This window comes from Paenibacillus sp. J5C2022, assembly GCF_025567625.1.
Lineage (GTDB): Bacteria > Bacillota > Bacilli > Paenibacillales > Paenibacillaceae > Pristimantibacillus.
The window spans coordinates 1-12,691 of the sequence record NZ_JAOQJC010000009.1; the positions used below are offsets into that span (position 1 = coordinate 1).

Consider the following 12,691-nt stretch of genomic DNA (forward strand, 5'->3'; position numbering starts at 1 on the left):
TTTATTATTATTTAAAGTTGAACATAAGCTGTCGCAGCTTTTGACCAATTACTCTCCACAGTGGTAGTATTAACTTGATAGTTTACTCCAATCGCTGCCGGTTGTCCCCAAGTTCAAGATGCATTTCCAGAATAGGTTGTTCTCGTTTTCGTTTTATCATACGTATGCGTATACTTTACAGCAGTAGATGTATTGACATTGCTCTGCAGTTTGTTAACAATCACCCAACTTGATGTGAAAAAACCAAAATTATCTTTTAATGAAAATAAAACCGTTCCGTCTAATCTGTTAGACACATCTTGAAGCCAATTAGAATTACTATCCAAAGTCATGCTTGCAACGTATTGAAACACTGATGGGTCCCAACTTATACCGACCACATCATAAGAGGCTGGATACTCTTCCCCCCATGCTGTTCCAGGAGCAGATCCTTCAGCTCTTTCTTGTTCAGCATAAATAGCATATTTTCCTGCATAGGTGCCTTGCTCTAAATAATCAACCCAATTAGTAACAGTGTGATAACCTGGATTGAGAGCCAGAATTGAGAATTGGTCCGGACTAACCTCATTACCATAGCGATCAACAGTTACCGTTTCTTTTGAGATTGTCTGAATTCCATGTTGCGATTTGAAGCTAATTACTTCATCATCGGTGGCTCCAGCTTCTCTAAGATCATCAACTGCTTGGTAGATTTCTTCAATTGTTAATTCAGCCGAAGGGGTCGCACTCATTTGTTGTCCGACAATTACTAATTATACATAAATTATCCAAATGTGTACATTGCTACTATGTTGCAGTTTCATTACAATTCATTACAATCATTTTCGTAACATCTATCCTGAATTACGAAAGCAACGCCTCATAAAAAATAGAAAATTGTCCAAATATTCGGTAGAGTGGTAATTGACTAGAACAACAACAACATCACCCGTTTGGAACATGTAATATCTGTTTATCACAACGCTGAAAGCCCTTCAGAAAAAAACGAACTACTTCGTTCCATATTGGACAAAGTTGTATACTCCAAGGAAAAAGAAGGTAGATGAGGCAATGTTCAAGACAAATTCAATTTAGTGCTATACCCGAAAACCCTTGATACTGCGGCAATTTCTAATTACTGATACCTATAGAGAACTAAGGAATCAGTTCATTTTAGTTATGGGTAATATTTAATCTATATATCAATCATTCTCCTGGAACCCCAGTTTGAGATCTACTAATAACACAATTCTGCTTTGAAACCGAACCTATAAGTTTGACTGGGTTTCGGTTTTTTGCAATTCACTCACTCACTATAGAATCATGATTTCCTCAATCATATTCCCCCACAAATCTGCCTTCTGTATATGAAAATACTCGATGTTGCAACGCGAGACGATAATTAATAACTAAAGCATTTTGTGAAGTGCTCCTTCGATGGCTGTTCAACCTTGATCATTTTCACTTCAAAAATTAGTTTACTGAATAAACGTTCTTCAATAACGCCTTGATTACACGCAACTCTATTATCACTTATTTACATATAAAATATTTTTTCAACAATTTCATTCTTATTTCCATTATTAGAGTTTATCATTGTGGGTGAATAAATCTATTCACCCACATTCAAAATAGGTAGGCCTCTTACTCATTCGCGTTCGATTACTTGCCGCTTTCGCCGAGTTCTTGCACATCTCGGCCGGTTGCTGTGTCCTCACTGCCCCTCCAGTAGAACTCCTCGTTCTGTTCATACACGGCTTTCCAGTCCGCAGGCAGTTTGAAATCGCTTAAATTTTTTACGTTCTTGACGGGAGACAGCAGGGTTGCCTCTCCGTTCGCATTCGTAAGCGCGCTGCCGAGCCTCAAACTGGAGATGAAGAACGAAATCGACTGTCCCTCGATTCCTGTACCGTTGCTGTCCGTCAGTCTTGCCTTTAATGCGATTCCCCCCTGCTTCAGGTGCAACTCCGGCTTTACAAGCTGAAGAACGGTGCTTCCATAAATACGGAAGGTTGCCTCGGCCGCCGACGCATTGCCGGCATAATCCTCCGCATACACTCGCAAGCGGTAGGCGCCATTGGCAGTAATCGGGGAAGCGCCGATCCATTCCGCTTCATTGAGGAGAAAAGAGCGAAGCTTAAGTCCGCTCCCCGCATCTGTCACCTCAATGACAGGCATCGCCTGATCCGTGTAATCTCCGCCGTCTTCCACCCCTGTAATACTAATCAGCGGCTCGTCTAGATCGGGCGGCTGCAGCTCCATAGGCTTGAATAAGGAGGCTTGCTTGCTTGATCCGATCCCGCTTCCCCACTCTACGTAACCTCTGCGCAAGCCGCTGTCATTCTCGTTTACAACTATGGAGAGACTGAGCAATCCGTCGTCAGGAACAATCGGTCCGAGCTCCTCCCACGGCAACGCTAATTGATAGAGCGTATCCTTGTTCTCCTCGTCTCTGACAATCGTCACATCGCCGCTCTCCACGGGACCGGTTACATGCCCCTGCGGAGCAAGCCATCTGTACAGCACCGTGCCTTGATCCGTTAACGACATTCCGTATTCATACCACTGGGATTCCTCCCCCGGCATACCTGCGGAGACGGCGAATTGAATGCTGTCGCCCGCCCATATTCTATCATCTTGATTCGGCTGCGAGTACACGTCATCATGCACGCGCGCGTACAAGTAGAATTGTTCATCGTCGTAAGCTACCCACAGTTTGCCGCTGAAATCTTCTGCATCCCCTTGATCCGCTATGCGCGAATGCACATCCGCTACCAGATCAATGCTCGCCAGACCTTCGATATCGGACATCGTCTCCAAGCTGCGATAAGGCAATTGTACTCTGTCCGCGGCCGGCACATGCTGCACTGTGCCGCTTGTCGTCAGGATGGCTCCATCCCCCATCTGCAGAGTGAATTGATACGGCAACAGCGAATCCTGCGGAACTTCTGCAAGCAGGAAGTTGATCTCCATCTCGCCTCCGCCCTCGATGCTGTCGTCATAATCGATGGAGCCGGTTGCCGTTCCGATCTCCCAGTCCATATGGGTAAGTGTGCGCTCCAGCTCTCTCTCGTTCTTCAGCGTGATGGCGATCACATCCTCGCCGCCGCGCAGCACATGCTTCGACGACACATTCTCGGAGTCGAGTACAGCGACCTTGGCCGTCAATCTTCCGACTGCCACTCCGTTCACGGTTAACAGTGAGCTCGCCTGCCACTCCCCTGGCTGGGCCTTCGCCTGGAATTCGACTTCATAGGAGCCTGCCGCCGGGATATTCACGGATCTTATTTCGCCCTGGAAGCTTGTCGAAGCGACCACCTCGTCCTCCAGACTATTCACTTGAAGCGTCAGCCGAATCGGATCGCGGGTAAGGACGGTTGCGTCCGATAAGGAGAAGGGGCTGCCGCCCGCGACCGCATCGAGATTTCCCTGCACGAATTGCGGTTCCCCGCTCAGGTTCAGATAGATCTTCCCGTTCCAAGGCGAATATATCTGGGTACGCCCCATCATGTCGGTCACCGCGAGCGGCTCCCCGCTGGAGAGAACGACATCCCTCTTCTGCAGCGACCAGAGAACATGCAGAGGTTCGCCATCCTTCGTATAGCTGTAATGATAGATGCCATCTTGCTCGCTGTGCGCCACCGGCTCTGCGCCCGCAAGCTGCCTGGTCAACGTGGACAAGGCGACATAACCGGGCTTCGGCGTATACGCTCCCAGCGCGTCTCCCGTATGGTGAACGATGCCGAAGTTATCTTCATTCGACAGCTTATCGGTTCCCGAATTCATCAGGTTGTACCAATAGATTTGCTCCACGCCTTCGAAGATGCTGATTAAATAGCTGCGTATCAAATAAGCCGCCTGCGTCATCTCGTCCACGCCCGTCGGATTGTTATGGGTCGGCCAGCCGATCTCCGAGAAGCGGATGGGCACCTGCTTTCCATTGCCGTACGTCTCGATCAAACTCTGTAAACCTTCTATTTCTGCAATCAGTCCTTCCGGGGTGTCCGGATACCGATATGGATGGACGGACAAGCTGTCCATGTAGGCAAGGCCGCCCAGCTGGAACAGCTCTTCCAGCCAATCGAGCGGAACGCCCGCTGTTGCGCCTCCGACAACCTCGAAATCCGGATGAGACGATTTGATGGCTTCATAGCTCTTCTTCAGAAGTTCGAAGTAGACCTCCGCTCTGGAGGCAGCGGGTCCCGATCCGCCGAAATAGGGCAGATTGAATTCGTTCCAAATCTCCCCCTCGTGAAGCTGCGAACCGAATTTCTGCAACATCGCCATCACATAATTCGCATAGGCAAGATGCGCTTCCTCGGTGTAAGGCGTTAAGCCGCTGTCGTAATAGGGATTGCCGAAGGCGAATACAAGAAAGGGATTGAGTCCGAACTCCTGAAAAGATTGCATGGGCAGCGATGTCTTGGGCGTGAAGGTGTATTGCCCTTGATTCAGCTCCACCTCCGACCAGTAGAAGGAATCCCGCACATTGCTGACGCCTGTCGAGCTTAGAAGCGGAATCATCTCCTTGTTCCAATTGATGCCGAAATGCGTCTGAATGCCGAACGGAGAATCTCCCGCTGCGCCGGAATCGAATTCTGGAAGCACCGCGAAAGTTGTGTCCATCTTCTTAATGGCGTCTCCCCCTTCCAAAGCCGTTAGATGCAGCTTGTAATAGCCATCCTCCGGTACGGTAACTGCAATCTGCTGCGAACCGCCGGATATTGCCGCATCGCCCTCGGCCGCAATATCGCCCCACGCATTCTCCGCACTCCAATGCACGGCATCGCCTCGGGTTAGAACCTTGAACAGAGCGGTCCGATTTCCGGTGAATACATTGCCGACCTGCTGCTGAGAAATCTCCAGATCGGGCGGAGTGACGAGCGCGTGAAGATTGTCAAAGCGTATCGTCCCCTCTTTATTGCTGGTTTTCATCGAAGCGCCTGTCAGCTTGATCGTTATTTTCTTCAACGGCCCATGCCATACCCCGTCATTGCTGCCGCCCCATTTCGTATAGCCCGTTCCCGACGTGAAGGAATCCACTGTTACTTTCTGCCACTCGGAGGAAGCGGCAAGCTGAATGGTCTGTTGATGATTCTGATTCGAATGATCAAGCAGCACGATATCGAACTTGGAGACATCCTCTGTCTTTACCCAGAAGGATATCACATTCGCGTCAACTGGGAGGATCCGCTTGAACAAGTATTTCTCCAGAGTGGCATAGCTGTAGCGATACCAGGAATTCACCCCGAAATTCAGCTGCAGCTTGCCCGACTGATTGCCGGACTGCGCATCCTCGGCGTCTCTCGTGAATTCGCCGTTGCCAAGCGATCCGCCGCTGCCAATCAAGAAATCCCAGGTTTCGTTCGTGCTTTCGAAGTCGCCGAGCGTAATCTCGGCATCCCCCGTTCCATCGGCATGCGCAATAGGCAACGAAGCTTTCGCAGCCCGCGGCAAGGACATGAGGCCAAGCAGCAAGCATACGCTAAGCAATAGACTGAATAGCGCTTTCCACTTTATGTTCATATCAAACGCTCCTTTCCCTTATTCGTTCATTGTCTCAGCAAAAAAACGCGTACGAAGGGTGCACTCGTCTCCGATGGGTAGAGTGTCCTGTACGCGTCCATTGCATCAATATGCTGTTTCAAATAAGATCCGTTTATGCTTATTTCAAATACCCCAGCTCCTTCAATTGAGCTTCTGCCGCGTCGACCAGCATATGGTTTTTGAAGGTTTCGTCGAGTGTCTTCAAGAAATCATCGTATTCGCCAAGCGGTCTCTTGCCGTAGACGAACTTGGTCACTTCCTCCTGCGCGAATTTGTCGGCATCCACTCCGCTGAAGCCCTCCGGAATGGAGATGAAGGAATTGTAGATTTCGATGCGTGGCTGGTTGATGCCGGTATCGATCTCAGCTCCTTGCTTCGCGAATTTCACCTTGAGATAGGTCAGCTCCGGCCGGCCGATGATCTGATAAGGCCATACATAGCCTGCTTCCTTGCCCATCAGCTCCGTCGCGACGACCTTATCTCCATCCAACGTATAATGTCTGTCCTCGATCCCGAATTGCACCAGCCTCAGACCTTCATCCGAGCCGATATAATTGATCAGTTTCAACACAGCCTCCAGCTTCTCTGGATTCTTCTCCAGCGACTTCGGCAAAGTAACATATCCGCTCGTGCGGCCGATATCGTTGTTGCCTGCGAACTGGGTGCCGTCAGGCCCCTTCAGTGCGCCAAGCTGCACCCACTCCGCATTCGGATTCGCCGACTTCATCGCGGTGATCTTATCATCCTTGGCCATCTGCGACCAGTCCGTGAAGACGATGCCGGAGAAGCCTTGGTAGATGCGATCATAGTTCTTGTTCACCAGCAGATCGGGATCGACAACTCCCGCGTCGAAGAACTTCTTCACGAATTCCAGCGCGTCCTTCGTGCGAGAATCGTAGAGTCCGTTGATCAATTGATTATTTTCGATCGAGAACGTGTTCCACGCTCCCGTCGATCCGAATGCCGAGAAGATGCCCTGGAAGTTGCCGACTACTCCCGCGCCTCCAATGCCGGACACGCCATACGTATCCTTCTTCCCGTTCCCGTCCGGATCATCCTCGCGAAATGCAATAGCCGTCTGCAGCAATTGCTCGGCAGTCGTCGGAACCTCGAGCTTCAGGTGGTCGAGCCAATCCTTGCGGACCCAGAAGTTGGACGCGGTCGGGTTAGGCTCCTTCACGATCGCGTACACCTTGCCGTCGATCGTGCCCTTCTTCACATTGTTCTCCCCCACGAACGCAATCGCATTCGATAGCTGATCGAGATACGGCGTCAAATCCAGAAGCAAATTGCTGTCCTCGTATTGCTCGAACATGCTCTTGTCGGGCAGCTCCATCACATCGGGGAAGTTGGCCGCCGCGACGCGTGTATTGAGCTGGTTCTTCATATCGTCCTTATTCGCGGGCAGGCTTAGATTCATATTCACATTCGTCGCTTTCAGGATTTCATCTTTGACGAAATCTTCTTCCGGCAGCGTCGCCCCCGAACCGACCTTGAACACTTCCACTTCGACCGGCTTAGGCGCCTCCGTTTCTACGGGAGCGGCAGTGCTATTCCCGTCGCTCGGCTGGTTCGTCTCAGCCGGTGTCGTTGCGCTTCCGTTGCTCGTGCCCGAATTTCCATTCGAGCATGCCGCTAAAGCAGTCATCAATACCGTAACAAGCAGCAGCAACGTCAACCTTTTCAACCCATGCCTCTTTTCCATAGCTTCACCCCTCGTTTTTAGTTAACGATAACATTGCCCCTGGCTCATCCCTTGATTGAACCCAGCAGCATACCCTTGGTAAGATGCTTCTGGAAGAAGGGATAGACGAGCACGATCGGAAGGCTCGCCGTCACGACCGCCGCCATCTGCAGCGTCGCCGTTGGAAGCGTCACATCCACATTCGTCTCCACGGAGGAGGCCGAGATAAGCATATTGCGCACCACCAGCTGCAGCGGGAACAGATCTGTATTCTGGATATACAGGACCCCGAGGAAGAACTGATTCCAATGCCCCACCAGATAAAACAATCCAATCGTCACCAACGACGGAATCGACAGCGGCATGACTAGCCTTAGCAGTATGACCCCCTCTCCGGCGCCGTCCATGCGGGCCGATTCGAACAATTCCTCCGGCAGACCTTCCAGGAAGGTCTTCATGACGAGGATATTGAATGCCCAGATCAGGCTTGGAATGATCATCGCCCAGATCGTGTTCAACAGATAGGTTTCTTTGACGATCAGATAGGTTGGAATGAGTCCTCCGTTGAACAGCATGGTGAACACGACGAACAGCAGCAGGGACGTTCGCCCCGGAAGCTTCTTGCGGCTGAGCGGATATGCCATGAGCAGCGTCAGCGCAAGATTCATCGCCGTTCCCGCAATGGAGAGAAACAGCGTAACGCCGAATGCTCTCGGGATAATCGGACGATCGAACAGTTGGCGATAGGCATCCATCGTGAATTCATGCGGTATTAGCACAAATCCCCCATTGCGAACCACCTCGGAATAAGGCGTCAGTGACACGCTGATCACATACATGAACGGCAGCAGCGTGAGCAGTCCCACAGTCAGCAGTATCGCGTATACCACAACATCGAATGTCGTAAACCTCGCCTTCACCATATGCCACCGCCTCCCCAGCGCTTCGCCGCTCCGTTGGCGCTCAGAATCAGGAACATGCCGATCAGCGATTTGAACAATCCGACTGCGGTCGCGAGACCGAAATTCAGCTGCTCCAGCCCCGTTCGATAGACCCATGTATCGATAATATCCGCCACCTGATACACCTGAATGTTGTACATCACATAGATCTGCTCGAAGCCCGCATCCATCATATGACCAAGCCTCAGAATCAGCAGCAAAATAATGACATGGCGAATGCCCGGAAGCGTAATATGCCAGATCTGCCTCAGTCGTCCCGCACCGTCAACGTGCGCTGCTTCGTATAGAGTCGTATCGATAGAAGACATCGCCGCAAGATAGATGATTGCTCCCCAGCCGATATTTTGCCATATGTCGCTTCCTGCCAGCACGCTTCTGAACCATTCATTGGAAGTAAGGAACGGAATCGTATGGCCGGTCAGCTTCAGCAGCATGCGGTTGACGATCCCGCTGCTTTCCGAGAACATGGCGATGCTGATGCCGTAGATGATCACCCAGGAGAAAAAATGCGGCATATAGCTGAGCGTTTGCACCCAGCGCTTGAACCATTGCAGGCGGCATTCATGAAGCAGGATCGCCATCAGGATCGGAGGAAGCATGCCGAATATAAGTTTATAGAGGCTGATCAACAGGGTGTTAGTGAGCAATTGGCTGAAATAGGGGGATTCGAAGAAAAACTGAAAATATTTATACCAAGGATCGGCCCATGGACTTTGGAAGATGCCGGAAGCGAGATCGTAGTTTTTAAAGGCAAGCAGTGCGCCGTACATCGGCAGGTATCGGTAAATGACGAACCAGATGATGCCGGGGAGCAGCATCAGATAGAGCGCCTTCATTTGCCATGCTGCATGCAGACGCCGCTGCTTCCTATGGATATACGTCCGCATATGAACCTGCGGCAGCGTTGGCAGCTGCATCCGCGTCCGAGTTTTCTTCTGCGTCTGCGTCACTTTCACGTTTACACCCCCTTCGTCTGCTTTAACTATACCAAGAACGAAGGCGAGGGTTTACGAACATAATTATGGATTTGCTTGCACATTTTTATGGGGGTGGAAATGAAGTGGTGACAACAGCGATCGGAGGATTGATGCACCAATGATGATAAGACAGTAAGTGCCCGCTTACCCTCCTTGCCTCTTCCGAAAGTCACCCGGGGTCTGCCCATACTCGCGCTTGAACAAGCGAATAAAATAATGATCCGAGCCCAATCCCACCTTAGCCGCAACCTTATTCATTCCAAAATCCGTTTCCTTTAGCAGTACCTTCGCATGCTCGAGCCTGATTTTTTGCAGCAACCGATTGAAATTTTCCCCCGTCTTCTTCTTGAACAACGCACTGAAATAATGCTCCTCCATAGCCGCACGCTTCGCCATCGACTTCAGCGTAATGTCCTCCGCGTAATGCAGCTGCATATAGTGGAGCACCTCATTGACCTGAGGATGATTCGTCGAATAAGGCTTGTGCAGCTCATGCTGTTCGAGCTGACTGACCAGCCGTTTCTTGAGACTGTCATTCATCAGATCCTCAGACACTTTCTTGAGCGAAGCCCGCAGCTTATCAATGTCCATCGACAGCTTGAGAATATAACTGCTTGCTCCATATTCCAAAGCTTGCTGAGCGTATTCAAATTCATTCATGCAGGTAAGCATGATAAATTTGGCAGCGCTGCCTTCCTCCCGCGCCTGCTTCAGCAGGTGAATTCCGTCCATCCGGGGCATCACGATATCCGTAATGACGAGATCGGGCCTTTCCCTGCGAATGAGTTCCAAAGCTGGAATGCCGTCGGAAGCGACGCCAACCAGTTGAAAGCCTTCTTCCTCCCAAGGGATAAGCTTAATGATTGCATCCCGCACATAATCCTCATCTTCGACCACAATGACGGACCAAGTCATCTTAACCACTTCCTTTCCGATAAGGCGGCGCGATCAGAAGCGGAATCTCGACCGTCACGATAGTCCCCGATGCGCTTGATTCGATCGTCAGACATCCCTCTCCTCTGAACAACAGCTCCAATCTCTCTCTCAAATTCGCGAGCCCAATGCCCTTGCGCTTGCGAATTACCTTCAGGCTGGCAGACTCGGCTAGACCGATGCCGGTATCGGCTACTTCGAGTCGAAGCGACTCCCCTTGACGATAGGCTCGAATCCGAATCGTGCCTGCTCCTGCAAGAGGAACAATACCATGCTGTACAGCATTCTCCACAAGCGGCTGAAGACTGAACTTCGGAACAAGCGCATATTCGATCTCGCGTTCCACCGTGGTCTCATCATGAATTTTGTCCAGGTAACGATATTGCTGCAAGCGGAGATACGAATGGGCGAGCTCCAGCTCAGATTCCAGATGAACCAATTCCACGTCCATTTGCAGACTTGCCTCCAGAAGATGACCAAGACGAATACAGATGTCCGCAATCTCCGGTTGTTCTCTCGACATGGCCATCCACTTCATCGTATTCAGCGTGTTCAGAAGCAAATGCGGATTCATCTGAGATAACAGCAACTGGAATTGCGCCGCTTCCTTCTGCCTTTCTTGCGCCTTGAGCTGCTCAATCAGCGTCTGGCTATTGCCGGTCATCGTATTGAATGTTCTAGCCAGGAACAGCACTTCGCCATCAAGCCCCTTCTCATCCAATTGCACCTGAAAGGTCCTGTCGACCAGTTGTCCCATCTTCTTCTGCAGAAGGGCAAGCGGACGGGTAATACGAAGGAGAAGAAGATATGTAATGAAGGTGAAGAACAAGCAGCAGGCCAGTAATTGCAGCCAAGAGTTCCTCTCCTGCTCCTTCATATCTCCAAGAAACAGTCCCATCGGGAATTGGCTGACGATACGCCATTGCAGCAACGGATCATGAATATAATTAATGAGCACGGATGATTCCTGGTCCAGATAAGGCTTCTCCGCAGGCAATTCCCCACTCATAATCCTCGATAGCAAGGCGCTTCTAATGGGAAAGTAAGGCTTCGTCTGAGCCAGTACCTCACCATCGTCAATTACGATAAAGTTCTGCAAGGCGCCGATCGAGCTTGACAGGGAAGTATACCAATCCCCGAATCGGAACAAGATGCGATAATAGCCGGCAAGTTGCCCTTCTTCTGTCAGCAGCTGATTCATATACACGATTTGGAATTGGCCGTTCTTCCTCTGCACTGTCCAATGCATGAATGGCGTAGAATCAAGATTATTCCGGATTTCGCAATCTTCCGCCTGCGGGTCGCTATCCGACAAGTAGAGGCAACGCCCTTCAATATCGAACAGCTCTCCTTCAATCCAGTCGCCATTAGGCTTGCTGTCCTCGCGAATCAGAGCCATTCTGCTCTCGAATCTTGATACGGCAAGAGCTCTTGCTTCTTCGATCAGAGAATTCTCTTCATCCCCATCTGTTGCCGCTTGGTTAATCCGCCTACTCTCCTGCTGCGCCTTCCCTCCTATCGTGAACAGCGCATTAATCGCTTCATAATCCTCCTCCCAACCGAAGGTTGCCGAGAAAATGTTCCCGCGAATGTCCAACAAGGTTGTTTTGAGCAAATTAAGCTGCTGAAGGTTCTGGAAGGAAGTATTCGCGACGAAGGTGTCCTTCAACCTGGACTGATTATGCGTCTGAAGAATGAAGAGAGGCAGGAGAATAACGACTAAAAAGGCAAGAAACAACTTTGACTTAATGGATTTCGGTCTGATTCCGTTCCAAAGCTTGCGAGCCATGTCTCATCCTCCCTTGCTTTGTTTTATGTATATGCTTGTTCTCGTTTCGAACTTTCCCAATTCCAATCGATCGGTTGCAACCTGACTATCAGCATAACAGCCAAGCCCCTCAGCATATATTGTGTGGAGAAATGATCAGCAGGCGCATCAGAAGCCTCGGCTCTCTGGAATGGAAAGGAGGCAGCACATGTGGGTATATGAGAAGAAACTGCAATATCCGGTACGTGTCAGCAAGTGCGATCCGCTGATGGCGAAATTTCTGCTGGAGCAATATGGCGGCGCAGACGGCGAGCTGGCCGCTGCGCTGCGCTATCTGAATCAGCGGTACACGATTCCGGATAAGGTCATCGGCTTGCTTACCGATATCGGGACGGAGGAATTCGCCCATCTCGAGATGATCGCTACGATGGTATACAAGCTGACAAAGGATGCAACGCCTGAGCAGATGAAAGCTGCGGGACTTGGCGCTCACTTCGCATCCCATGACAGCGCCCTGTTCTACGCGAACGCATCCGGCGTTCCCTGGACGGCATCCTACATACAGGCGAAAGGCGATCCGATCGCCGACCTCTATGAGGATATTGCCGCCGAGGAGAAGGCGCGTGCAACCTATCAATGGCTCATCGACATGACGGACGATGTAGATCTGCAGGACAGCCTCAAGTTTCTGCGCGAGCGCGAGATTGTGCACTCTCTGCGCTTCCGCGAGGCAGTAGAAATATTGAAGGAGCAGCGAGATCAGCGAACTTTCTTCTAACGTGCAATGGCCCCCTCTCACGAGGGGGCCATTGCACGTATGCGCCATTCTGGAAAGCGAACA

The 12,691-nt window shown here is 50.7% G+C and carries 8 protein-coding genes; 1 reads left to right on the forward strand and 7 read right to left on the reverse strand.

What is annotated here, in order from left to right:
* Nucleotides 1-113: 113 nt before the first annotated feature.
* The 7 genes from M6D81_RS09055 to M6D81_RS09085 form a co-directional block, all read right to left on the reverse strand.
* Complete coding sequence (locus M6D81_RS09055; protein WP_262676550.1) at nt 114-731, reverse strand: hypothetical protein; 618 nt, start codon at nt 729-731, stop codon at nt 114-116.
* A 910-nt stretch (nt 732-1,641) separates the two neighbouring features.
* Nucleotides 1,642-5,505, reverse strand: coding sequence for a sugar-binding protein (locus tag M6D81_RS09060; RefSeq protein ID WP_262676551.1), 3,864 nt, complete (start codon nt 5,503-5,505; stop codon nt 1,642-1,644).
* 139 nt (nt 5,506-5,644) lie between these two features.
* Nucleotides 5,645-7,213, reverse strand: a complete 1,569-nt coding sequence (locus M6D81_RS09065) for a type 2 periplasmic-binding domain-containing protein (RefSeq protein WP_262676552.1) — start codon at nt 7,211-7,213, stop codon at nt 5,645-5,647.
* Between the two features lie 62 nt (nt 7,214-7,275).
* Entirely contained in the window at nt 7,276-8,133 is an 858-nt protein-coding gene (locus M6D81_RS09070; RefSeq protein WP_262676553.1) for a carbohydrate ABC transporter permease, read from the reverse strand.
* Complete coding sequence (locus M6D81_RS09075; protein WP_262676704.1) at nt 8,127-9,059, reverse strand: ABC transporter permease; 933 nt, start codon at nt 9,057-9,059, stop codon at nt 8,127-8,129. Before M6D81_RS09075 ends, M6D81_RS09070 begins: the two co-directional genes overlap by 7 nt.
* 234 nt (nt 9,060-9,293) lie before the next feature.
* The gene (locus M6D81_RS09080; RefSeq protein ID WP_262676554.1) at nt 9,294-10,064 is read right to left on the reverse strand and encodes a response regulator; all 771 of its coding nucleotides are present in this window, start codon (nt 10,062-10,064) and stop codon (nt 9,294-9,296) included.
* Nucleotide 10,065: 1 nt separating this feature from the next.
* The gene (locus tag M6D81_RS09085) at nt 10,066-11,871 is read right to left on the reverse strand and encodes a sensor histidine kinase (protein WP_262676555.1); all 1,806 of its coding nucleotides are present in this window, start codon (nt 11,869-11,871) and stop codon (nt 10,066-10,068) included.
* Between the two features lie 187 nt (nt 11,872-12,058).
* Here M6D81_RS09085 and M6D81_RS09090 point away from each other — a divergent pair, with 187 nt between their 5' ends.
* Nucleotides 12,059-12,628 carry a manganese catalase family protein gene (locus tag M6D81_RS09090; protein WP_262676556.1) on the forward strand — a complete coding sequence of 190 codons (570 nt, stop codon included), beginning with the start codon at nt 12,059-12,061 and terminating at the stop codon, nt 12,626-12,628.
* The last annotated feature ends 63 nt before the right edge of the window (nt 12,629-12,691 follow it).

Coding starts and splice junctions, on each gene's coding strand:
- M6D81_RS09085 (WP_262676555.1), bottom strand. CDS start 11,871: ATGGCTCGCAAGCTTTGGAACGGAATCAGACCGAAATCCATTAAGTCA.
- M6D81_RS09055 (WP_262676550.1), bottom strand. CDS start 731: ATGAGTGCGACCCCTTCGGCTGAATTAACAATTGAAGAAATCTACCAA.
- M6D81_RS09090 (WP_262676556.1), top strand. CDS start 12,059: ATGTGGGTATATGAGAAGAAACTGCAATATCCGGTACGTGTCAGCAAG.
- M6D81_RS09080 (WP_262676554.1), bottom strand. CDS start 10,064: ATGACTTGGTCCGTCATTGTGGTCGAAGATGAGGATTATGTGCGGGAT.
- M6D81_RS09070 (WP_262676553.1), bottom strand. CDS start 8,133: ATGGTGAAGGCGAGGTTTACGACATTCGATGTTGTGGTATACGCGATA.
- M6D81_RS09060 (WP_262676551.1), bottom strand. CDS start 5,505: ATGAACATAAAGTGGAAAGCGCTATTCAGTCTATTGCTTAGCGTATGC.
- M6D81_RS09075 (WP_262676704.1), bottom strand. CDS start 9,059: ATGCGGACGTATATCCATAGGAAGCAGCGGCGTCTGCATGCAGCATGG.